Source organism: Spirillospora sp. CA-128828, from assembly GCF_050945415.1.
Classification (GTDB): Bacteria; Actinomycetota; Actinomycetes; order Streptosporangiales; family Streptosporangiaceae; genus Spirillospora.
Map to the genome: position 1 here is coordinate 8,990,075 of NZ_CP191986.1, position 21,861 is coordinate 9,011,935.

At 70.3% G+C, this 21,861-nt stretch carries 20 protein-coding genes; 3 read left to right on the plus strand and 17 right to left on the minus strand.

The features are described from left to right. Positions 1-80: 80 nt before the first annotated feature. From ACQPXG_RS43165 to ACQPXG_RS43185, 5 genes are all read right to left on the minus strand, one after another. Complete coding sequence (locus tag ACQPXG_RS43165; RefSeq protein WP_433470157.1) at positions 81-2,576, minus strand: ABC transporter permease; 2,496 nt, start codon at positions 2,574-2,576, stop codon at positions 81-83. After that, positions 2,576-3,349 (minus strand): ABC transporter ATP-binding protein, encoded by a 774-nt coding sequence (locus ACQPXG_RS43170; RefSeq protein WP_433464920.1) that lies wholly within the window; start codon positions 3,347-3,349, stop codon positions 2,576-2,578. The genes ACQPXG_RS43165 and ACQPXG_RS43170 overlap by 1 nt, the downstream gene beginning before the upstream one ends. 277 nt (positions 3,350-3,626) lie before the next feature. Beyond that, a complete protein-coding gene (locus ACQPXG_RS43175) occupies positions 3,627-3,935 on the minus strand; it encodes a chaplin family protein (RefSeq protein WP_433464921.1) in 309 nt (102 codons plus the stop codon). A 167-nt stretch (positions 3,936-4,102) separates the two neighbouring features. Further along, positions 4,103-4,795, minus strand: coding sequence for a response regulator (locus ACQPXG_RS43180; protein ID WP_433464922.1), 693 nt, complete (start codon positions 4,793-4,795; stop codon positions 4,103-4,105). Further along, entirely contained in the window at positions 4,792-5,961 is a 1,170-nt protein-coding gene (locus ACQPXG_RS43185; RefSeq protein WP_433464923.1) for a sensor histidine kinase, read from the minus strand. The genes ACQPXG_RS43180 and ACQPXG_RS43185 overlap by 4 nt, the downstream gene beginning before the upstream one ends. A gap of 121 nt (positions 5,962-6,082) precedes the next feature. Between ACQPXG_RS43185 and ACQPXG_RS43190 the strand changes: the two genes are divergently transcribed. Then, positions 6,083-7,108 (plus strand): SAM-dependent methyltransferase, encoded by a 1,026-nt coding sequence (locus ACQPXG_RS43190; protein WP_433464924.1) that lies wholly within the window; start codon positions 6,083-6,085, stop codon positions 7,106-7,108. A 45-nt stretch (positions 7,109-7,153) separates the two neighbouring features. Here the strand turns inward: ACQPXG_RS43190 and ACQPXG_RS43195 are convergent, their stop codons facing one another. Further along, entirely contained in the window at positions 7,154-8,362 is a 1,209-nt protein-coding gene (locus ACQPXG_RS43195) for a cytochrome P450 (protein WP_433464925.1), read from the minus strand. Positions 8,363-8,388: 26 nt separating this feature from the next. Next, positions 8,389-8,835 carry a MarR family transcriptional regulator gene (locus ACQPXG_RS43200; RefSeq protein WP_433464926.1) on the minus strand — a complete coding sequence of 149 codons (447 nt, stop codon included), beginning with the start codon at positions 8,833-8,835 and terminating at the stop codon, positions 8,389-8,391. A gap of 148 nt (positions 8,836-8,983) precedes the next feature. Here ACQPXG_RS43200 and ACQPXG_RS43205 point away from each other — a divergent pair, with 148 nt between their 5' ends. After that, positions 8,984-9,814 carry an alpha/beta fold hydrolase gene (locus tag ACQPXG_RS43205; RefSeq protein ID WP_433464927.1) on the plus strand — a complete coding sequence of 277 codons (831 nt, stop codon included), beginning with the start codon at positions 8,984-8,986 and terminating at the stop codon, positions 9,812-9,814. 591 nt (positions 9,815-10,405) lie between these two features. On the opposite strand, the gene ACQPXG_RS43210 is transcribed toward ACQPXG_RS43205, so the two are convergent. The 3 genes from ACQPXG_RS43210 to ACQPXG_RS43220 form a co-directional block, all read right to left on the minus strand. Beyond that, the gene (locus ACQPXG_RS43210) at positions 10,406-11,752 is read right to left on the minus strand and encodes an SGNH/GDSL hydrolase family protein (RefSeq protein ID WP_433464928.1); all 1,347 of its coding nucleotides are present in this window, start codon (positions 11,750-11,752) and stop codon (positions 10,406-10,408) included. A 733-nt stretch (positions 11,753-12,485) separates the two neighbouring features. Further along, on the minus strand, positions 12,486-13,817 hold the full coding sequence (locus ACQPXG_RS43215) for a PH domain-containing protein (protein WP_433464929.1): 1,332 nt from the start codon (positions 13,815-13,817) through the stop codon (positions 12,486-12,488). 173 nt (positions 13,818-13,990) lie between these two features. Further along, positions 13,991-14,650, minus strand: a complete 660-nt coding sequence (locus tag ACQPXG_RS43220; protein WP_433464930.1) for a PH domain-containing protein — start codon at positions 14,648-14,650, stop codon at positions 13,991-13,993. 79 nt (positions 14,651-14,729) lie between these two features. On the opposite strand from ACQPXG_RS43220, the gene ACQPXG_RS43225 reads away from it, so the two are divergent. Beyond that, positions 14,730-15,878, plus strand: a complete 1,149-nt coding sequence (locus ACQPXG_RS43225) for an NADH-quinone oxidoreductase subunit D (RefSeq protein WP_433464931.1) — start codon at positions 14,730-14,732, stop codon at positions 15,876-15,878. 33 nt (positions 15,879-15,911) lie between these two features. On the opposite strand, the gene ACQPXG_RS43230 is transcribed toward ACQPXG_RS43225, so the two are convergent. The 7 genes from ACQPXG_RS43230 to ftsH all read right to left on the minus strand — a co-directional run bounded on the left by ACQPXG_RS43230 (position 15,912) and on the right by ftsH (position 21,503). After that, a complete protein-coding gene (locus ACQPXG_RS43230; protein WP_433464932.1) occupies positions 15,912-16,430 on the minus strand; it encodes a DUF3180 domain-containing protein in 519 nt (172 codons plus the stop codon). Continuing rightward, on the minus strand, positions 16,427-17,014 hold the full coding sequence (gene folK / locus ACQPXG_RS43235; RefSeq protein ID WP_433464933.1) for a 2-amino-4-hydroxy-6-hydroxymethyldihydropteridine diphosphokinase: 588 nt from the start codon (positions 17,012-17,014) through the stop codon (positions 16,427-16,429). The genes ACQPXG_RS43230 and folK overlap by 4 nt, the downstream gene beginning before the upstream one ends. Next, entirely contained in the window at positions 17,011-17,376 is a 366-nt protein-coding gene (gene folB / locus ACQPXG_RS43240) for a dihydroneopterin aldolase (RefSeq protein WP_433464934.1), read from the minus strand. Before folB ends, folK begins: the two co-directional genes overlap by 4 nt. Continuing rightward, entirely contained in the window at positions 17,373-17,810 is a 438-nt protein-coding gene (locus tag ACQPXG_RS43245) for a nuclear transport factor 2 family protein (RefSeq protein WP_433464935.1), read from the minus strand. The genes folB and ACQPXG_RS43245 overlap by 4 nt, the downstream gene beginning before the upstream one ends. Then, positions 17,807-18,703 (minus strand): dihydropteroate synthase, encoded by an 897-nt coding sequence (gene folP, locus ACQPXG_RS43250; RefSeq protein ID WP_433464936.1) that lies wholly within the window; start codon positions 18,701-18,703, stop codon positions 17,807-17,809. The genes ACQPXG_RS43245 and folP overlap by 4 nt, the downstream gene beginning before the upstream one ends. A 155-nt stretch (positions 18,704-18,858) precedes the next feature. Beyond that, on the minus strand, positions 18,859-19,440 hold the full coding sequence (gene folE / locus ACQPXG_RS43255; protein WP_433470158.1) for a GTP cyclohydrolase I FolE: 582 nt from the start codon (positions 19,438-19,440) through the stop codon (positions 18,859-18,861). Between the two features lie 59 nt (positions 19,441-19,499). After that, positions 19,500-21,503: an ATP-dependent zinc metalloprotease FtsH gene (gene ftsH, locus ACQPXG_RS43260; RefSeq protein WP_433464937.1), complete on the minus strand. Its 2,004-nt coding sequence runs from the start codon at positions 21,501-21,503 to the stop codon at positions 19,500-19,502. Between the last annotated feature and the right edge of the window lie 358 nt (positions 21,504-21,861).

Below are 21,861 nucleotides of genomic sequence, written 5' to 3' on the forward strand. Positions count from 1 at the left end.
ACCGGACGTGCGCGCACCAGGGTACCCGCGGGACCCGGCCACGCGGCCCGGTAGGTGACGATCGTCACCCCGCCCCCCATTCAGTCATGCGCGAGGGACTCCACGATGGACGTCTTCGCGGCGCGCCGCGCCGGCATCACCGCGGCGACCGTCCCGGCGGCGCCGGCGAGGACGACGAACCCGATGACCTGGAGGTAGGGCAGCGCGAAGATCGAGTCGGCCGCCATCGCGTGCGTCGCGGCCCAGCCGAACGCCACCCCGAGCACGACCCCGGTGAACGCGCCGATCACGGCCATGACCAGCGCCTCGACGGACAGCATGCGGCGGAGCTGGCGCTTGGTGAGGCCGAGGGCGCGCAGCAGCGCCGACTCCCGCGTCCGCTCCACGACCGACAGGGTCAGCGTGTTCGCGATACCGAACAGCGCGATGACGATCGCCAGGCCGAGCAGCCCGCCGAAGATCATCAGCATCATGTCGATGGCCTTGGTCATCGTCTCCTCGAACTCGGCGGAGGACGCGACCTTCGCCGCGGGGAAGGGGCGCGCCGCCTCGTCCACGGCCTTGCGGGCCTGCGCGGCGGGGATGTCGTCGCGGGTCTTGACGTAGATCCCGGCCGGGTCCCGCACGCCGAAGTACCGGGTGAAGTCCGCCTCCGGGACGAGGACGCCCTCGAAGTTCCCGCCCGCCGCGTACACAGCGGTGATCTTGACCGGGACGGTGCCGCGCGCCGTCCTGACCTGGAGGGTCTGTCCGAGGCCCCGGCCGGCCGTCTTGGCCGTCTCCGCGTCCACCATCGCGGTCCCCGGCTTGAGCGCGGCGGCGAGCGTCCCCTGCTTCATGTCGGGTTTCAGGATCGTGCCGAGCGCCGACGTGGTGATCGTCTCGATCTCCTCGTCGTCTCCGCCGACCTTGGTGTCCTTGCTTCGCGTCTCCACGACGCCGGTGACCTCGGGCCGCTTGCGCAGCGCCTCGGTGAGCGCGTGCGGGAGCGTCCCGTCGAAGTCCTGCGTCCGGATCTGGAACTGGACGGGGAACTGCTCCTCCAGCTTGTGGGACGCCGTCGCCTTTCCGCTCGCCGCGACCACCGCGAACAGGCTCATCAGCCCGACGCCGACGGTCAGCGCGATCGTCGTGGTCGCGGTGCGGCGCGGCGCGCGCTGCGCGTTCGCCACGGCCAGCCGTCCCGGGACGCCGCCGAGCCGCGCCGGCGCCGCGCCCGCGAGCCGCCCGAGCGGGCGGACGAGCGCCGGCATCGCCGCGATCATGGCGAGGAAGAACACGCCGCCGGAGAACGCGACCATGTACATCGCGGTCTCGCCCTTCTCCATGACGACCGATCCGAGCACCCCCAGCGCCAGGCCGGCGGCGCCGAGCAGGACGGCGATCACGGTGCGCGGGAGGCCGAGCCGGAACCGTCCGCTGCCGGGCTCCAGGTCGGCGCGCAGCGCGGCGACCGGTGCGACCCGGGTGGCGGCGCGGGCGGGCAGCAGCGCCGACAGGACGGTCACGACGATGCCGACCAGCAGGCCGATGACGATCGTCCGGACCGCCAGGGACGGCCCGGCGACGGACACGTTCGCGTCCAGCCTGTTGACCGCGACCAGCGCGCCCTCACCGAGGCCGACACCGGCGAGGAGGCCGAGCACCGAGCCGACGAGGCCGACCACCGCGGACTCGGCGACCACTCCGCCGAACACCTGCCTGCGGGTCGCGCCGACGCAGCGCAGCAGCGCCATCTCCCGCATCCGCTGCGCGATCAGGATCGAGAACGTGTTGTAGATGACCAGGGCGGACACCAGCATCGCGACCAGGCCGAAGATCAGCAGCCCGGTTCGGATGATCTTCGTGTCGGCGCCCGCCGCCTTGGCGAGCCGCGCGCCCAGCTCCTCGCCCGTGTACACCTCGTACGAGCCGCCCGCCGCGGCCTTGACGGCGGCCTTGCTCCCGCCCGCGACGTCGAGCTCGCGGTAGGTCTTCTCGCCGGTCATCAGCATCGCGGTCGCGGAGTCGAAGCCCACGGCACCGCGGAAGCTCGCTTCCTGGTCGATGCCGAAGTCGACCAGCCCGACGACCTTGAACCTGTGCGGCCGCTCCTTCTTGTCGAGGACGGTCACGGTGTCGCCGACGGTGTAGCCCTCCCGCTTGGCGACCTCGGTGTCCAGGACGGTCTCACCGCCGCCGGAGGGGGGCCGGCCCTTGTCGACGTCGTAGCGCAGCAGCCGTCCCGACGGCACGGACATGCCGACCGTGGGGAAGTCGCCGACCGCCTTGCCGTCCTTGCCGACCAGAGCGGCATCGCCCTGCACCAGGCCCTGGACGTCCGTCACACCGGGAAGGGCACGGACCTCGCCGAGCAGGTGCGTGGGGACGCCCTTGTCCGGGTCGTCGTCATTGGGCAGTACAGCGAAGTCGACCCTGTCGGCGGACTTCGCGAACGTCTTGGCGACGCCCTTGTCCATCGTGTCCGTCAGGACGAACGTGCCGGAGATGAAGCCGACGCCGAGGGTGATGGCCACCGCCGTCAGCAGCAGCCGCAGCTTGTGGGCGCGCAGGCCCGCGAGAGTCGTCCGCAGCATCACGCCCCCAGGCTCTTGAGGCGGTCGAGGACGGTGTCCGGGGTGGGCTGGAAGATCTCCGACACGATCTCCCCGTCCCGCAGGAAGACCACCCGGTCGGCGTACGAGGCGGCCACCGGGTCGTGGGTGACCATCACGATCGTCTGCCCCATCTCGCGGACCGAGGCGCGCAGGAACCCGAGGACCTCGGCGCCCGCGCGGGAGTCGAGGTTGCCGGTCGGCTCGTCCGCGAAGATCACCTCGGGGCGGGCGACGATCGCGCGGGCGCACGCCACCCGCTGCTGCTGGCCGCCCGACAGCTCGCTCGGACGGTGCCCGAGCCGGTCGCGCAGCCCCAGCGTGTCCACGACCCGGCCGAACCACGCCCGGTCGGGCTTGCGCCCGGCCAGTTCCATGGGCAGCAGGATGTTCTGTTCAGCGGTGAGCGTCGGCAGCAGGTTGAACGCCTGGAACACGAACCCGACGCGGTCGCGGCGCAACATCGTCAGCTGCCGGTCGCCCATCCCGGTGATCTCGGCGTCGCCGAGCACGATCCGCCCGCCGGTGACGGTGTCCAGCCCGGCCAGGCAGTGCATCAGCGTGGACTTCCCAGACCCGGACGGCCCCATGATCGCGGTGAAGGCGCCCCGCGCGAACCCGACACTGACGCCGCGCAGCGCGTGGACGGCCGCGTCACCCGACCCGTACACCTTCGAAACGCCCTCGGCGGTGACGGCCGGCGGTACCGCCGCGGCCGGGGCTCCCCCGGGCGGCTCGGCGAACGTGCTGGTCACGGTGACTCCTTCGCGGTCGTGGATGATCGGGCTCCACGCTAGGAACCGGCGCCGTCCCTGCCATCGGCCCGCGGGCCACGCTCCGCGTCACTCTCACGACTATCGAGCGGACTCCCGTACGACCTGAGTCGTACGAACCCGTCCCCCCTCCCGCCGACCCCGCGCGCGGGCGGCGCGCGCGGGGATCGCGGCTCCGTCGCCCGCACACGGCGAAGCGCCGGAGACAACGCAGGTCTCCGGCGCCTCGGCGACGGGCGTCAGGCCCGTCCTGTGTCGGTCAGCGCCCGAACTTGACGGACGAGCCGCCCTTGCACTTGGCCTTGGCACCGCCGATGACGGCGACGGCGTTGCCGCAGACGTCCACCGGCACCGAGATCGGCGCGATGACCTGGGTCCCGTTCAGGATCCCGAAGTTGTCGCTGGTCTTGTTGTTGCTGAACCAGTCGTCGCCGCCCTTGCCATGGTGGCCCTTGCCATGGTGACCGCCGTCGCCGCCGTAGGTGGCGGCGTAGGCGGGCGTCGCGGCCAAAGCGGAGCCGGCGACAGCGAAGCCGAGGATGCCGGTGGCGGCAAGCTTCTTGAACACGAGAGTCCTCCCGTACGTGGGCTTAGCAGGCCCGATCTGACATTTGCCGACGTCCGCCCGCTAAGACGGCGTCGCGTACGGTAGTTACCCAGCTACTCTCAGGTAGACCAATAGCGAACACCACGCTGAAGGCAAAAAGTCACCACGGAGTAATCAATACGTTACGCTTAGTGGCCGCTTTGGCCGCTTTTCACCAGGCCTGTCTCGTAGGCGAACACGACGGCCTGCACCCGATCGCGCAGGCCGAGCTTCATGAGGATCCGGCCCATGTGGGTCTTCACGGTCGCCTCGGAGACGTACAGCCGGCCGGCGATCTCCGCGTTCGACATCCCCCGCGCGACGAGGCGCAGCACCTCGCCCTCCCGCTCGGTCAGGCTCTCCAGCGCGCCGCCCGCCTTCTCCTCCGCGTCCGGCAGATGCACGGCGAACCGGTCCAGCAGCCGCTTCGTCGTGCTCGGCGCCACCACCGCGTCCCCCGAGTGCACCGCCTTGATCGCCTCGATGAGCTGAGCCGGGCCCGCGTCCTTCAGCATGAACCCGCCCGCGCCCGCCTTGATCGCCGCGAACGCGTACTCGTCCAGGTCGAACGTGGTCAGGATGACGACCTTCGGCCCGGACTGCGCCACCACCCGGCGCGTCGCCTCGATCCCGTCCATCCGCGGCATCCGGACGTCCATGAGCACCACGTCGGCCCGTGTGCCGCGCAGCAGCTCCAGCGCCTGCACGCCGTCACCGGCCTCGCCCGCGACCTCGATGTCGGGCTGCGCGTCCAGCACCATCCGGAACCCGGCCCGCACCAGTTCCTGATCGTCCACGAGCACCACCCGGATGGGCGCCGCCACGTCCTCGACCTCCGTCATGCCGCGACCTCCTCGTGCACCGGAATCCGGGCGACCACTTCGAAGCCGCCGCCGACGCGCGGGGCGGCGCGGACGGCGCCGCCGTAAACGGCGACGCGTTCGCGCATCCCGGCGAGGCCGTGGCCCCGCCCGTCGTCGGGGGCGGCGGCGCCGCGGCCGTCGTCGTCCACCCGGATCTCCAGCGCGTCCTTCGCGTACCGCAGCCGGACGGACACGGTCACCCGCGGGCCTCCGTGCTTGAGCGTATTGGTCAGCGCCTCCTGGACGATCCGGTAGACGGTGAGCTGGCGTCCCTCCGACATGTCCGCGGGCGTCCCGTCCACCTCGTACGTCACCGCCAGCCCGGACGCGCGAACCTGTTCCACCAGGTCGTCCAGCTGCGCCACACCCGGCTGCGGCGCGAACACCCCCGCGTCGTCGTTCTCCCGCAGGACGCCGAGGAGCCGCCGCATCTCCGCCAGCGCCAGCCGTCCCGTCGAGGAGATCGTGTCGAGCGCCTGCCGGGCCCGTCCCACATCGGTGTCGATCGCGTAGGACGCGCCGTCCGCCTGCACCACGATGACGCTGACGTTGTGCGCCACGACATCGTGCAGCTCGCGGGCGATCCGCGCGCGTTCGGCGGCCATGGCCACCTTGACCTCGTTGTCGCGCTCGCGCTCCAGCCGCTCGGCCCGCTCCTCCACCGACCGCAGGTACGCGCGGCGTGTGCGCATGTGCATGCCGAGGATGTACACACCCGCCACCAGGACCGTCAGCATCACGAACGTGAACTTCCGGTCGTCGGCGCCGGACGGGTAGCGGAAGGTCGCCATCCCCGCGCCCGCCTCGGCGGTCAGCGCGGCCGCGAGCCCCCAGCGGAACGTGAATCCGGCCGTGACCGTGTAGAGGCACATCAGGACGGCGATGTTCGCGGGCACCGGGATCACCCCCAGCACGCACTGAACGAAGGAGATCAGCGCGACCACGCCGAACATCGTCCTGGGGAACGTCCGGCGCAGCACGAGCGGCGCGGCCAGTACCGCCGTCAGCAGCACGTACCGTCCATTGTTGATCTGAGCGGAGCCACCCAGCAGCGAGGGCAGCGCCGCCAGCAGGACCGGCAGCGCGAAGAACGCGTCGACGAGCGGCCTCCTACGCCGCAGCCACTCCCATGCGCTCGCCACCATGCCGAACAGCGTACGTACCCGCCGGTCGGTCCGAGATCAGCCGCAGGTCGGACGCACGTCCACCGCAAGGATGGCCCGCAGTGCCCGTCCAGAGGCCCTCGCCCACGGTAACGTCACAGTCGTGGAGTCGGTGATTTCCGGATGGCTGACATGGCGCACCGCGATGGAACGGGCGCTCTACGGGGAGGAAGGCTTCTACCGGCGCGGGGAACGCCCCGCCGAGCATTTCCGCACCTCGGTGCACGCCTCGCCGCGATTCGCCGCCGCCATCGCCCGGCTGCTGATCGAGGTCGACGCGCTCCTCGGGCGTCCCGGGCGGCTGGACGTGGTCGACATCGGCGCCGGGTCCGGACGCCTGCTGAGCAGCGTCCTGGCCGATGTGCCTCCCGAACTGGCCTCCCGCCTCGTGCCGACCGCGGTGGAGATCGCGCCGCGGCCCGCCGAGATCCCGTCCCAGATCATCTGGCGTCCGGACCTGCCCGGCCGCATCACCGGGCTCGCCGTCGCGAACGAGTGGCTCGACAACGTGCCGCTGGACGTGGTGGAACGCACCCCGGACGGCGTCCGGACCGTGCTCGTCGAACCGTCCACCGGCACCGAACGCCCCGGCCCCGCGCCGACCGACGAGGACCGGGACTGGTTGGAGCGCTGGTGGCCGCTGCGCGAACCGGGCGACCGCGCCGAGATCGGACATCCGCGCTGCGCCGCGTGGGCGTCGGTCGTGGGACGGATGTCCTGCGGTCTCGCGCTCGCGGTCGACTATTCGCATTCGCGTGAGGCCCGCCCCGTGTACGGGACGCTGACCGGCTACCGGGACGGCGCGACCGTCCCCGCCGTCCCGGACGGATCATGCGACGTCACCGCCCATGTCGCGCTCGACGCCTGCCGCGTCGCCGGGGAGCGCGCCGGCGCGACGTCCACCCTCCTGACCACGCAACGCGACGCCCTGCGCGCCCTCGGCCTGTCCGGCAGCCGCCCGCCGCTGGACCTCGCCCACCGTGATCCCGGCGCCTACCTCGCCGCCCTCTGCCACGCCGGGGAGGACGCCGAGCTGACCGACCCGTCCGGCTTGGGCGGCTTCGGCTGGCTCACCCAGACCGTCGGCATTCCGATCCCCGCCGCCCTCAAGCCTTGCCAGAGGGCCTGAGTAGACGCCTCCGTGTTCGGGCTTCCGGGATCGCCGTCGAGCAGGTCAGCGTTCCACATGGAGGCTCTCCAGACCACGCAGGACATAGCCGGGCTTCCATTTCGGCTCGGCGGCGAGGCGCAGGTCGGGGGCCGCACGCAGGAGCGCGCCGAACGATTCGGCGAGTTCGATGCGGGCCAGAGGCGCGCCCAGGCAGTAGTGGATCCCGAGGCCGAACGTGATGTGCGGGTTCGGGTCGCGAGATAGGTCGAGCCGGTTCGGATCCGCGAACACCTCGGGGTCGCGGTTGGCGGACGCGAACTGCAACGCCACTTCGGAGCCGCGCGGAATGCCGACGCCGGCGACGGTGATGTCCTCCAGGACCCAGCGTTCGAACATGGGCGCCGGGGTGTCGTAGCGCAGCAGTTCCTCCACGGCAGTGCGGACGAGCTCCGGCCGGGCGCGGAGCCGCTGCAGCTCACCGGGGTTGCGGAACAGCGACCACCAGCCGTTGCCGGTCGCGTTGACCGTGGCCTCGTGGCCGGCGTTGAGCAGCAGGACGCAGGTGCCGATCAGCTCGTCCTCGGTGAGCCGGTCGCCCTCGTCCACGACCTGGGTGAGCGCTGTGATGAGGTCGTCGCGCGGCTCGTCCCGCCGGGTGCGGGCGAGACCGCGCAGGTAGTCCGAGAACTCCACGGCGGCGCGTACGGCGGTCCGCTGCGCCTCCTCGGACGGGTTCAGCTCGTACATGCCGCAGATGCCGGCCGACCACGGGCGCAGAAGGTGACGGTCCTCGACGGGGACGCCGAGCATCTCCGCGATCACGTTGACGGGCAGCGGCTCGGCGACCTCGGCGAGCAGGTCGCCGCCGCCCTTGTCGGCGAGCGCCGCCGCCAGTTCGCCGGCCAGGCGCCTGATCGTCGGGCGAAGTCCCTCCACCATGCGGGCGGTGAACGCCTTGGACACCAGGCGCCGCAGCCTCGTGTGCGTGGGGGGTTCCACGTCCAGCATCCCGGCGCGGATGAGATCCCAGAACGGTTTGAGGAACTCGGCCTCCGGAGCCTGGCCGAACTCCTCGTGGCCCGCGATGTGGAGGTACGACCGTCCGAGGCGCCGGTCCCGCAGCAGCGCGTCGACGTCCTCGTACCGGCTGATCACCCACTGGCCGGTGGGCTCGTGGAAGAACACCGGACGCTCGGCGCGGAGTCGCTCGAACGCCGGATACGGGTCCGCCACGAACGCGGGGGACCAGGGGTCATAGGCCAAATCGCTCATGTGCCGACGATATTCGCATCCCGGACTTATCCGGAGCGAAGCTGGGCCACCGAACCGGGCGAAAGACGGCGCGCCAGCGTCTCCAGTGCGGCCGTCACCTCGCCGACGTGCTCGTCTCCGCCGAGGGCCGCCGCCAGGGCCGCGTCGATCGTGGTCGCGCGCACCTCGGCCACCCGCTCGGACGGCTCGTCCGCGACGCGCACCAGCGAGCGGCGGCGGTCGCCCGGATCGGGCGCCGCCACCACCGACCCCGTCTCCCGCAGCCGCGCGACCGCGGTCGAGACCTGGCTCTGCGGCAGCCCGGTGCGCTCGGCGATCTCCCCGACGGCGCTGTCCGGGTGGACGACGATGTCGCTCAGCACGATCAGGACCGCGCGCGTCCCGCCCCTCCTCCCGTCACGCGGGGAGGGCATGGCCTCCTCGCCGATCTTCATCAGCGTCCGGCCCAGCAGGAACAGCTCGACTCCGTTCACGGCCTCAACTTACATCATTCTAGATGCATCTAACTTGGTACATCTATTTCGATGCTTTACGGTGGCATCACCTGCGAGCCCCCGGGCCGACCGCGAGGACCGTCCCGGCGGCCTATCGCGAAGACCCACACTCCTCAAGGAGGACCTGATGTCCGTCAAGACCACGATGCTTCCCGCTCCCGGCGCCGACCTGTACGTCGAGGTCAGGGGCGACGGACCGATGCTGGTCATCGGCCAGAGCGGCGAAGGCGATGCCCGGCGCAGCGCCGACATGGTCGACCGCCTGGTGGAGCACTACACCGTCGTCACCTATGACCGGCGCGGCCTGTCCCGGACGAAGGTCTCCGACCCGTCCGCCTTCGTCCCGCCGGAGACGCACGCCGAGGACGTCCACCACCTACTGGCCGCCCTCACCGACGAACCCGCGCTCATGCTCGGATGCAGCCTCGGCGCCCTCTACGGCCTTCACCTGGCGGCGGCCCACCCCGGGCAACTGGCCACCCTCATCGCCCACGATCCCGCCACCCCCGGCCTGCTGCCACCCGCCGACCGCGCCCGGATCGAACGCATCCTCGCCGACGTCGAGAGCACCGCCCGCACCGGCGACTGGCGCGCCGCCGTCGCGAAGGTCGCCGCCGCCACCGGCCTCGATCCCGCGAGCATGAAGACCGAGTCCGGCGTCACCACGGTCCCCATGACCGAGGACCGCGCGTCCGACATGACCTACTACCTGACCAACGACGTCGCGGGCCTCCGCCGCGACACCCTCGGCGCCGCCGAGATCACCGCCGCCGCCACGACGACGCGCATCATCCCCGCCGCAGGCGCCGCCTCGATCCACGCGTGGAACTGCCAGTGCGCCCGAGAACTGGCCACCGTCCTGAACACGCCCCTAGTCGAGTTCCCCGGCGGCCACAACGGCAACACGGCCTTCCCAAACGCCTTCGCAGCCCGCCTACACGACCTCCTCACCAACTGACGCTCCGGGTGTCGACCAGGCAAGCGCCCGAGCCGGACAGACCCCCGCCCGGTAACACGCCACCACCCCAGGCGCAGTTGACATGCACTCTTCCACCCCGACGGACACGCCCCCGGCGACCACCGTCATACCGCGCAGCCACGAACTCACAGCCCAGCCCGGACACCCGAAACCACCCGCGCCACCACCAACCCGAGTCGGGTGGGCGGTGGCGCGACACCGCTCATGGCGCCGACCGACACCTGGCGTGGCACAGCCCAGCCGACACCGCCGGTCACACCGCATGGCCGACGCGGCCCTCGCACCGTCCAGCCGATATCGGTCGTGACGCCGGCTGACACGGACCGTGGTGCCGGTTGGCGGGAGGGGCCTGGAGGGCCCGCTGTGGTCGGCCGATGCCGCCGCCGCGTGGGGAGAGCCTCGGTCGGACACCGGCCGCCGGACGTCCATGCCTCGTTCTGCTCCCACTACTCGGCGGACGGTCCGGCGACCGGCGCGCTCATATTCCGGCGGGGGGCGGCGTGAGGTCCGGCCGGAGTGTCGCGCGGGGCAGCGGGCGGGGGCCCGTTGCGAATCGTTCTGGGGGTGGCATCAGTTGAAGCCGAAGGTCGGAGGAAGCGGTGCCCGGCGGAAAAGGGCCGGCGGGACGGCGTCGGCGAGTGCCTTGTAGCCGGCGGCGTTCAGGTGCAGGTGATCCCCGACATCGAGGGACGGCAGGAGCCGGTGCGGGTCGGCCGGGTCGCGGGCCGCGCGGTCGAAGTCGATGACGGCGTCGAAGCGGTGGCCGGCGCGGATCCATGTGTTGACGGTCCGGCGCGCCTCCTCCCGGTACCCGCCCGGGTCGTCGTACATGGTGTTGCCGCCGAACGGGGTGAGCGTCGCGCCGTACACCCGGATGCCCTGCGCATGCGCGCGGACGATGATCTGGTCGTAGGCCGCAATGAGATCGTCCGCGACCTGCTTCTGCGCCGCCGGAGCGGCTTCGGTGGTGCCGATGTCATTGACCCCCTCGAACACGACCAGCCATTGGACGCCGCTCTGGGCGAGCACATCGCGGTCCAGCCGGGCGAGGGCGTTGGGGCCCAGACCGTCGTTGAGGACGCGGTTGCCACCTGCCGCCTGGTTGACGATGGCGATTCCGCTCGTGGCCGGACGGGACTGCAGCGCGTCCAGCAACTGGTCCGGCCAGCGGTCGTTCATGTTGGTCGTGGAGCCGCGTCCATCGGTGAGCGAGTCCCCCAGTATGGCGGCCGTCGCGGTGGCGGGAGGGGCCCACACCTCCAGTCCGCTGAGGAAGTACCAGTGGTCGGTGTGGGTCGCCCCAGGCAGATCGGTGTCTCCGACATGGTCGCCCGCCAGCATGTAAGAGGTCGTCCTGGAGCCGGGGTGGGACGTGATGTTCGTCGAGGCCTGGCCGTCCGCCAGGTAGATCGTCACGGTCAGGATGGACCGGGGCGCCACCGGGAATGTCAGCGGATCGGAGACCATCTGCGCGCCGACCGGGATGACCGTCGCCGAGCGGCCATGGAACGTCACGGACCGGGACGTCCCCGGCTCGATCGCGCTGACGCCCGCCTTCCCGCCGGCGGGCAGCGCCACGGACACCTTGGTGATCGGGAGCGCCGCCATGCCGAACGCGTTGGACAACCGCAGGCGCACGTTCCGGCCGCCGGCCGAGACCCGGACGGTCTGGCGCAGGGTCGCGTCGTCGAAGACCCCCTCGTCCTGGGTGAACGGGGGCGGAGGCATGTTGCCGGGCTCGGTCAGCTGCGGCATCGACGCCCAGCTGCCGACCCAGTGGCCGCCGATCTTCGGCGCGGCCCGGCCGCCCGCCGTGCGAGGCGCGCCCTCCGCGCCCGTGGCGGCGACCGAGAACGATGCCGCGACGAGGGCGGCCACGAGCACCAGGACGCCGGCCGACCTGGCGCCCGGAGGCATCCCGTTCACACGCTGCGCGAGGGCACCCGTTCTCCGCACTGGGCGCCGGACATGGACAAGCGGACGGCGTCTCACCACAGCTCTCCGATCGACTCCGCGAACGAGGGCCACACCTTCGAAAGATTTCGAACTCTTTCGAACTTCCGGCCGAACGTACGCCGCCGAGATCACCGCGTCAAGAACGATTCACCGAAAACGCCTTCCAACGCGGCCGACCCGGCACCCTGAACTCACCTCGAACTCCAAGCCACCCGCGAGTTCCGCAGATCCCCGGGCCCGTCGTCCTCGCAGCACGTGAACCGCACGTCGCCACGCCGACGACCCTCCATGCCGCAAGGCCGCCACTTTCTCAAAGCCCAGACATCACACCCCCGGTTAATCCCACGCCCCGAGTCGACGTACATTAGCGGGCACTATCCCGATACCTTTCGAAACAATTCGAAACCCTCGATCGCAAACATCCTCGGCAACTACGCCTTCGTCCTGCCCCCGTCCCTCGCAGACCTTCTGGCCCTCCCCCTGCCCTTGCCAGAGTCGGCCCGCCCTCCCCCTCGGGCGGGCCGACCGGGTCCATCGTGGGGTACGGCCGCGAGAGGGGTGAGCAGAATCATGTTCTGTGGATAACCGTTGCCGCTCCAGCCCTCGCACGTCGCTGCGGGAGAGGGCCGTCGAAGGCTCGTCATCTGGGTGAACGCCGTAGGCGAGGGGCGCCGGTCTTACCTGTGGAGGCGGGTCAGCGGGCCCAGCGGGTGGGGTCTCCGCCGCCGCCCCGGCGGGCGGCGAGGGCGCGGCGGGCGGTTGATTCGACGATGGCCCGGGCCTCGCCGAGTTCGCGGTCCGTCGCGGCGACTTGGACCGGCCCGGGGGGCGCGTCCACGTGGACGGTGGCCAGCCCCAGCATGCGCTGGAACGGGTTCACTGTGAGCCGCACGCTCTGCGCACGCGCGTGCGCGATGACGTCCGTACGGCGGCATGGCCACCCGTGCCGGGTCACGAAGACGACGTCGTCAGTGCCGGCACCATCGGCGTGGTCGATCGCCACGGCCTTGGACGAGGCTGGGACAAGGGCCACGGCATCGACGTTCGTCCCAGGAAAGACCTGCGAGACGAGGTGCATGGCGACGTGACGGGGCGCGACGGGCAGCAAGGTCGAGGACAGGGCTTGGCGCTCGCCCGCGTATCCGGCGACGGTGACCTCGACGCGGGCCCAGCCGAGACTCCGCCAGATCAGCGGTTCCACGATGCTGACGGCCTGGACCCGGCCTGGAGGCAGCGTCTGCATCCGGGTCTCCAGCAGCCCGTAGCGCAGCCGGATCCCGTCCGGCGACATCGCGACGGTGAAGTTCGCGTACATCACCAGGGGCGCGACCACCGCCCGGATGAGCCCGAGCAGGACGGGGACGGTGACCGCAAGGATGCCGCCCTCCGCGTACATCACGAAGAAGATCAGGGACGCGAGGAAGAGCAGCGCCGTCCCGAGGACGGGCAGCCGCACGACCAGTGAGCCGAGCAGGGACCCGAAGGGGACCCTCCACAGGTGCCGTTCGGGCGCTTCCGGCGTCTGGCCCGGGAGCCCCGCCGCGCGGGCCAGGAGTTCGGCGCGCAGTCGCTGCGCCGATTGCCGTCCCAGGTACCGGAGGGCGATCTCGCTCTGCTCGCCGCCGGCGAGTTCCACCCGCACTTCCGCCAGCGCGAACACCCGCGTCACCAGCGGACGGACAAGGTCGATGGCCTGGATGCGCGAAAGCGGCATGCGGCGCACGTTCTTGCGGAGGATGCCGGTCTCGACGACGAGATCGTCGTTGTCGATGCGGAAGCGGAGGGCCAGCCACGACCAGAGGCCGGTGACCACCGCGACCACGCCCATGGGGACGGTCACCAGGATGAACCTGAAAATCACGTCCGCGGTGAGGGCCAGGGTGACACCGCTGTCCGTCTGGGTCAGCAGCAGGGGGAAGCCGAGAAGGACGAAGTAGATGATGAGAAAGATGAACGCGCGCAGCGGGGCCGTCGCCCAGTGGAGCCTGTGCGTGCCCGCGGAGAACGGGATCTGCGGACGCTGCACCTGCGCGGGTCCATAGCCATATGGAGGACGAGGCGGGCCATATGAAGGACTTGGCGGGCCGTATGGCGGCCCTGGCCGCCCTTGGGGACCGTAAGGGCCAGGGCGTCCCGGTGGGCCGGGTGGTCTCGGTGGTCCTGGCGGACCGTACGGGCCGTAGGGGCCGTAGGGGCCGCTCATAGCCCCATGCTCCGTTCTTCGCCCTTTTGCGCCAGACGGTCGCGCAGCAGCGCGGCCTCAGCGGCGGGCAGCCCCGGGATGGTCGCGTCCGTCGCGGCCGCGGCGGTGTGCATCCGGACGGTGGCGATGCCCATCCACCGCTCAAGAAGCCCCGCGGTGACGTCCACGAACTGCATCCGTCCGTACGGGACGACGATGAGGCGCCGCACGAACACGCCATGGGTCACGATGAGGTCGTCGCCACGCTCGACATAGCCGTACGCCCGACGATCCAGTTCCGCGACCAGCGAGGTGAGCACGACCCCAAGGAAGGTGGCGGCGATCCACATCGCGGCCGCTATGACGCCGCCGTTCCTCCAAACGATGAACGCCCCCACGCCACCGACCGGAATCGCCCACAGGACGGCCGTGAGAAGCCTGTGCAAGGCATGGCGCTTGGAAATGGGCGACCAGTGAAGGCCGCCCCCAGGCGCGAACGCCTGGTCCGCCTGATAGACGGGCGGGCCTTGCGGCGGCGGGTATGGTGCCTGTACCTGCCCCTGACCAGGCGGTTGACCGCCTGGGCCCGGGCCGGCCGGCGCGGGCTGGTGCGCCGCGCCCTGGGTTCCAGGCTGCGCGACGGGCTCGTATGGCGGTTCGCCGTGGCTCGCGTTCATTGCCCCCTAGTCAACCGGATAACGAGTACCGCTCGCCATGGGACCATGAAGCGGTGACCGGAGCGGCGGAGACGCGACCATGACCACCGAACGGATCGTCGGGATCGGTGCGGGCGCCAAGGAGCTCGCCACCGAGGACATGACCCTGAACATCGGCCCCCAGCACCCGTCCACACACGGGGTGCTCCGGCTGAAGCTGACCTTGGACGGCGAACGCATCTCGGCTGCGGAGCCCATCGTCGGGTACATGCACCGGGGCGCGGAGAAGCTCTTCGAGGTCCGCGACTTCCGCCAGATCATCGTCCTGGCGAACCGGCACGACTGGCTGTCGGCGTTCTCCAGCGAGCTCGGTGTCGTTCTCGCCGTCGAACGCATGCTCGGCATGGAGGTCCCGGCACGCGCCGTTTGGGCGAGGACGCTGCTGGCGGAGCTCAACAGGATCCTCAACCACCTGATGTTCCTCGGCTCCTATCCGCTCGAAGTGGGCGCCATCACCCCGATCTTCTACGCGTTCCGTGAGCGTGAGGCGCTGCAGCGGGTCATGGAGGAGATCTCCGGCGGACGCATGCACTACATGTTCAACCGGGTCGGCGGGCTGAAGGACGAGTTGCCGGCCGGCTGGACGGCGCGCGCGCGGACGGCGGTGTCCGAGGTCCGTGGCCGCATGGGCGACATCGACGACCTCATCATGGGCAACGAGATCTTCCGTGCGCGCACCAGAGGCGTCGGTGTCCTCACCCAGGAGCAGATCCTGCAGTACGGGGTGTCCGGCCCTATCGCGCGTGCCTCCGGCCTGGACTTCGACCTCCGCCGGGATGAGCCCTACCTCGCCTATGGCGACCTGGACGTCCGCGTGGTCACCCGGTCGGAGGGCGACTGCCTGGCCCGGTTCGAGTGCCTGCTGGACCAGGTGCACGCGTCCCTCGACCTCGCCGACGCCTGCCTCGACCGCTTGGTGGACCTCCCGCCCGGCCCCATCAATCAGCGGCTTCCGAAGGTGCTGAAGGTTCCGGAGGGCCACACCTACGCCTGGACGGAGAACCCGCTGGGCCTCAACGGGTACTACCTCGTGTCGCACGGCGAGAAGACACCGTGGCGCATGAAGCTTCGGTCGGCGTCGTTCAACAACATCCAGGTGCTCACGGAACTGCTGCCCGGCAACCTGGTCGCGGACATGATCGCCATCCTCGGCTCGATGTTCTTCGTCGTCGGCGACATCGACAAATAGCCCTGCACCACACGTCCGGACCCTCACACGCGCTCAGGCGCGTGATGCGCGGCGGTCGCGTTCCTCCTCGTCCGGGTCCTTGGGCACCCGGCACGCGTACTCCAGGAAGAACGCCGCAGCCACCAGCACGCACGCCGCGAGGAACGTCCCGCCGCTCACGAAGAAGTCGTGCCGGGGCGTCGGCTTGTCGAGGGAGGACGCCAGGCTCGCGGCGAAACCGGCGAACACCCCCGCGATGACCGCGGCGGAGTGCGCGCTGGCCTTCCCCAGGGCGGCCAGGCGCGCCACCGCCAGCGGGTCCAGCGGCTTCTGCGGCTTCTGCGCCGGCTTGCGTCCTGCGTCAGGCCCCCGCCTCCTGCCCGGGGCGCGGCGGATGCGGAGCAGCACGTTCAGCCCGCTGAAGCCCTCGCCGAGGGCGAGGAGCAGCAGCGTCGGCACCGCCGTCCATGGCAGCGGCGGCAGCGAGACGTAGGCAGAATGCAGCACCGCCCACGTGATCACGCCTATGACGACCACGAGGGCGATGAGGAACAGCGGACGGGACGGTTTCATGCAGGCTGCTGCAACGCCAGGTCGTCGCGCCTCCGGACGGCCGACGGACCACCCTCGGACTGCTTGGCCTGGGCCAGGTCACCGACGCGGCCGTGCCCCGGCAGGAGAACGTCCGGCTCGATGTCGGCCCACGGGACGAGAACGAAGGCGCGCTCGTGCGCGCGCGGGTGCGGGAGCGTCAGTTCGGGGTCGCTCATCGAGATGTCCCCGAACACCACGATGTCGATGTCGAGGGTCCGAGGGCCCCAGCGGACCACACGTTCCCGGCGCATCGAGTTCTCGATGTTGAGGACGCGCTCAAGCAGGTTCTCCGGTGGCAGCCGCGTGTCGGCGACCAGCACGATGTTCAGGAAGTCGCCCTGCTCGGGGATGCTCTCCCCCGGCGGCGCGTAGGGAGCGGTCTCGTAGACGGGGGAGAACGCCACGAAGTGCAGCCCCGGAGCGTCGAACAGCGCGTCGACCGCCTCCTGGATGTTGTCCAGCCGGTCCCCGAGGTTGCTGCCGATCGAGAACACGACACGGTGCTGGACCAGCATGTGTCCACCGGTGGCGGTGCGGTCGGGCATGCGGTCGGACGCTGTCATGGGCGACTCCTCGTGATCTTCACGGCGACGTCCGTGAAGGGGTGCGGGATCGGGGCGCTCGGCTTGTGGACGGTGATCTCGACCTCGGACACCGTCCGGTCTTCCAGACATATCTTCGCCAACCGGTCGGCCAATGTTTCGAGGAGGTCGACGGGCTCCCCCTCGACGACGGCGACCAGCCGGCCGGCGAGCGTTCCGTAGTCGACGGTACGCGAGAGGTCATCGCCCGCCGCCGCCGGGCGGGTGTCGAGGCCGAGGACGGCGTCCACGACGAACTCCTGGCCCAGCTCACGCTCGGCGGGCAGGCATCCGTGCCGTCCCCGCGCGCGGAGCCCGCGCAGCTCGATGCGGTCGAGAGTCATTCTTCCTCTGCATCCACGACGTTGAGGACGGGCGAACCATGGTGCAGCAGAAGCCGCCACTCCCCGTCCACCCGCACGAACACGTTCGTCGCGACGATGCTTCCCCCGGCGAGGAACCCGGCCTCGGTGTCTTCGTCGGCCGTGAGGATGTTCTCCTTGCACGTCACCACGGCGTGGTCGCCGTACACATCGGTTTCGACGTCGGTCAGCACGAACTGGATGTAGGTCGTGTTGGCCATGATGAGCGCCCACGAGCGCAGCACCGCCTCACGTCCCCGCAGCATCGTCCAGCCGGGATGCACGCAGGAGACGCCTTCGGCGTAGGAGCCGTCCGCCCACACCGCCGACATCCGGTCGAAGTCGCCTTCCTCGAACGCGGCATAGAACTCGGCGTGGACCTCGTCCACGTCGGCGCGGTTCACGGCACGGCTCACAGGCGGGGACCTCCGTCGTCGGAACGGTCTTCATTGGCTGGACGGGCCGCGCGCATGGCGGCCGCCACTCGCACCGCGTCCGCGTTGGGCCGCACCCTGTGCACCCTCACGCACCATGCCCCAGCGGCCGCTACGAGCGCCGTGATGGCCACGGTCGCGTCGTCGCATTCGGCGAACGGGCGGCGCGTCCCGTCCGGTTCGGCCAGGAGCCGGGTCAGGAACCCTTTGCGGGACGCCCCTACCAGGACGGGATAGCCGAGACCGGTGAACGCGTCCAGATGGGCGAGCAGCGACCAGTTATGCCCCGTCTCCGGGTTCTTGGCGAAGCCCAGCCCTGGGTCGAGCACGATCAGCGACGGATCGACGCCCTCGTTCAGCACGGCGTCGACCCTGTGCTGCAGCTCGTCGCGTACCTCACGGACAACGTCCGTATAGATGGCGCGGGTCTGCATGTCGTGACTGTGGCCTCGCCAATGCATCACGACGTACGGGACACCTGCCGCGGCCACCACCCGCGGCATGTCCGGGTCGGCCAGACCACCGCTGACATCGTTCACCAGACGGGCGCCCACACCGACCGCGGCCTCAGCGACCTCGGCACGCATGGTGTCGACACTGACCGGAACGTTCTCAGCGGTGAGCGCCTTGATGACGGGAAGCACGCGGCGCAGTTCCTCGCCCTGCGACACACGCTGTGCGCCAGGCCGAGTGGACTCACCGCCGACGTCAACGATGTCGGCGCCCTCCGCGACAAGGTCGAGCCCATGCCGGATGGCCTTCTCCGGGTCGAACCAGGCACCGCCGTCCGAGAACGAGTCCGGGGTCACATTGACCACGCCCATGACGAGGCAGCGCCCTGGCGCGGGCAGCCCCGGAACGGCGGCACTGGTCATGTCACCCAACCCTATGCCTTGGAATCCCTCCGCCGGAGCGGCGCCTTCGCCGCCCCGGTGCGTCCGGCATACCCCCTCCCGAAACGACGGAACGGGCCTCAGTGCGACGCTGAGGCCCGTTCGGACGGTTCGGTGGCCCCGAGAGGGCCGGACGATCAGGCGCGGCCGAGAATCAAGCTCATCGCCTCGGAACGCGTCTCGGCATGATCCCGGAAGTCGCCGCGCACCGCCGACGTCACCGTCTTCGCGCCGGGCTTCCGCACACCGCGCATTGTCATGCACAGGTGTTCGGCCTCGATCACCACGATCGCCCCGCGCGGCTCCAGGACCTTCATCAGCGCGTCCGCGACCTGGCTGGTGAGGCGTTCCTGCACCTGCGGCCGGCGGGCGTACACGTCCACCAGCCTGGCCAGCTTCGACAGACCGGTGATCTGCCCCTTCTTGTTGGGCGTGTACCCCACATGCGCTACCCCGTGGAAGGGCACCAGGTGGTGCTCGCACACGGAGTACACCTCGATGTCCTTCACCAGGACCATTTCCTCATGGTCGGCGTCGAACACCGTGGTCAGCGCGTCCTCGGGCGTCTGGCGCAGGCCGGCGAACTGCTCCGCGTACGCCCGCGCCACCCGCGCGGGCGTTTCACGGAGCCCGTCACGGTCGGGGTCCTCCCCGATGCCGATCAGGATCTCCCGGACGGCCTTCTCGATGCGCGCATGGTCGAAGTGCCCGCCGTGCAGAGTCTCCTCTTGCGGGTCCTCTTCGAGAGGCGCCTCGTCGTACGGAATCGCCAAGACGGTCAGCTTTCGCCCGGGGCCGGGTCGACGGCCTCGGAGGTGACGCCGCCCTGGCCGTTGTTCTTGGTCAGGTCGGCGACGTCCTGCGGGCCGAGCAGGGCCAGTTCCTTGGGCGAGAGCACCGGCGGACGGTCCGACGGGAGGCGCTTGCCGTAGCCGGTGTAGGAGTTCTGGTGCGGCCGCTTCTGGATCGGCGCGAAGATCTCCAGCACCATGTCCTTCGACAGGGTCTCCTTCTCCATCAGGTTGACGACGAGCTCGTCGAGGACGTCCCGGTACTCGACGAGGATCTCCCACGCCGTGTCGTGGGCCGCCTCGATGTAGCGGCGGACCTCGTCATCGATCGCGGACGCGATGTCCTCGGAGTAGTCGCGCTCGTGGCCCATGTCGCGGCCGAGGAAGACCTCGCCCTGCCCGGTGCCGAACTTACGGGCGCCCAGGCGCTCGCTCATGCCGTACTCGGTCACCATGTTGCGGGCGATGGAGCTGGCCTTCTCGATGTCGTTGGCCGCACCGGTCGTCGGCTCGTGGAACACCAGTTCCTCGGCCGTGCGCCCACCGAGCAGCATGGCGAGCTGGTCGGTCATCTCGGAGCGCGTGGTGAGGAACTTGTCCTCCATCGGGAGGGTCATGGTGTAGCCCAGGGCCCGGCCGCGCGGAAGGATCGTCACCTTGTGCACGGGGTCAGAGTTCGGCAGCGCGTGCGCCACCAGAGCGTGCCCGCCCTCGTGGTAGGCGATGATCTTCTTTTCCTTCTCCGACATCACCCGGGTCTTGCGCTCCGGCCCGGCCATGACGCGGTCGATGGACTCCTCCAGGGTGTCCATGTCGATCAGCTTGCGGTCGAAGCGCGCGGTGAGCAGTGCCGCCTCGTTGATGACGTTGGCCAGGTCGGCGCCGGTGAAGCCGGGGGTGCGGCGCGCGATGACGTCCAAGTCGACGTCCTGCGCGAACGGCTTGCCGCGGCCGTGCACCCGCAGGATGCCCTTGCGGCCCTCCAGGTCGGGACGGTCGACGGTGACCTGGCGGTCGAAGCGGCCCGGGCGCAGCAGCGCCGGGTCGAGGATGTCGGGACGGTTCGTCGCGGCGATCAGGATCACGCCGCCCTTGACGTCGAACCCGTCCATCTCGACCAGCAGCTGGTTCAGGGTCTGCTCACGCTCGTCGTGACCGCCGCCGAGGCCCGCGCCGCGGTGCCGGCCGACGGCGTCGATCTCGTCGATGAAGATGATCGAGGGGGCGTTGGTCTTGGCCTGCTCGAACAGGTCGCGGACGCGGGACGCGCCCACACCGACGAACATCTCGACGAAGTCGGAGCCGGAGATCGAGTAGAACGGCACGCCCGCCTCGCCGGCCACGGCGCGCGCCAGCAGCGTCTTACCGGTGCCGGGCGGGCCGTACAGCAGCACGCCCTTGGGGATCTTGGCGCCGATCGACTGGAACTTCGCCGGGTTCTGCAGGAAGTCCTTGATCTCTTCCAGCTCTTCCAGGGCCTCATCGGCCCCGGCCACGTCGGCGAAGGTGGTCTTCGGGGTGTCCTTGGTGATGAGCTTGGCCTTGGACTTGCCGAAGTTCATCACCCGCGAGCCGCCGCCCTGCATCTGGTTCATGATGAACAGGAAGATCAGCACGATGACCACGATGGGCAGCAGGCTGAACAGCAGGTTCAGGAAGAAACTCTGCTTCGGGACATCGACGTTGTAGCCGCCGGGCAGCTTGCCCGCGTCGGCCTGCTTCTGCAGCTGCTGCTGCAGCTGGAGTCCCTGGCCGTCGACCCAGGAGGCCTGCTGCTGCTTGCCGTTCCTGAGGGTGAGCTCGATCCGCTGGTCCTTGTCAACGATCTTGGCGGACTTCACCTGGCCCGCGTTGATCTCCTGGACCACCTTGGAGGTGTCGACCTTCTCGAACGAACGGCCGGGGTTGACGCCCCACATGACGAGGGCGACCAAAAGGCCGAACAGCAGGATCCACAGCAGCGGCCCGCGAAAGTAGCGCTTCACGTCCATTTATCCGGTTACCCCTGTGGGGGCCCGTCCCTCCTGACCAACGTCTGTGTGTGATCCTCGCCCGTCCCGGGGGACGAACGCCACTGCGACCAACAATGCGTCCGGCGAAGGCCCGTCGCCCGAGGCTCCGGACCCGCCGTGGCGGCTTCCCTCACGTGCTCCCGGACCCAGGGTCCGGGACATCGACGGTACACCGCAGGCGCAGGAGACGCAGCCGACGCCGTTCTCCCGCATCCCATCCATATACCCGTCAACGACCCTTGCAACGATTCGTCACGGTCCCTTGTTCCCTGGGGCCGTTCGCGTGCCTCTGACCGGTGCCGCCCCATCCGGACGACCGGTGTGCCCTCTGTCCAGT

What these genes read in the sequence shown, in the direction of transcription:
- ACQPXG_RS43165 (WP_433470157.1), bottom strand. Translation starts at nt 2,576, where the DNA reads ATGCTGCGGACGACTCTCGCGGGCCTGCGCGCCCACAAGCTGCGGCTG.
- ACQPXG_RS43180 (WP_433464922.1), bottom strand. Translation starts at nt 4,795, where the DNA reads ATGACGGAGGTCGAGGACGTGGCGGCGCCCATCCGGGTGGTGCTCGTG.
- ACQPXG_RS43185 (WP_433464923.1), bottom strand. Translation starts at nt 5,961, where the DNA reads ATGGTGGCGAGCGCATGGGAGTGGCTGCGGCGTAGGAGGCCGCTCGTC.
- ACQPXG_RS43195 (WP_433464925.1), bottom strand. Translation starts at nt 8,362, where the DNA reads ATGAGCGATTTGGCCTATGACCCCTGGTCCCCCGCGTTCGTGGCGGAC.
- ACQPXG_RS43205 (WP_433464927.1), top strand. Translation starts at nt 8,984, where the DNA reads ATGTCCGTCAAGACCACGATGCTTCCCGCTCCCGGCGCCGACCTGTAC.
- ACQPXG_RS43210 (WP_433464928.1), bottom strand. Translation starts at nt 11,752, where the DNA reads ATGCCTCCGGGCGCCAGGTCGGCCGGCGTCCTGGTGCTCGTGGCCGCC.
- ACQPXG_RS43220 (WP_433464930.1), bottom strand. Translation starts at nt 14,650, where the DNA reads ATGAACGCGAGCCACGGCGAACCGCCATACGAGCCCGTCGCGCAGCCT.
- ACQPXG_RS43225 (WP_433464931.1), top strand. Translation starts at nt 14,730, where the DNA reads ATGACCACCGAACGGATCGTCGGGATCGGTGCGGGCGCCAAGGAGCTC.
- ACQPXG_RS43230 (WP_433464932.1), bottom strand. Translation starts at nt 16,430, where the DNA reads ATGAAACCGTCCCGTCCGCTGTTCCTCATCGCCCTCGTGGTCGTCATA.
- folK (WP_433464933.1), bottom strand. Translation starts at nt 17,014, where the DNA reads ATGACAGCGTCCGACCGCATGCCCGACCGCACCGCCACCGGTGGACAC.
- folB (WP_433464934.1), bottom strand. Translation starts at nt 17,376, where the DNA reads ATGACTCTCGACCGCATCGAGCTGCGCGGGCTCCGCGCGCGGGGACGG.
- folP (WP_433464936.1), bottom strand. Translation starts at nt 18,703, where the DNA reads ATGACCAGTGCCGCCGTTCCGGGGCTGCCCGCGCCAGGGCGCTGCCTC.
- ftsH (WP_433464937.1), bottom strand. Translation starts at nt 21,503, where the DNA reads ATGGACGTGAAGCGCTACTTTCGCGGGCCGCTGCTGTGGATCCTGCTG.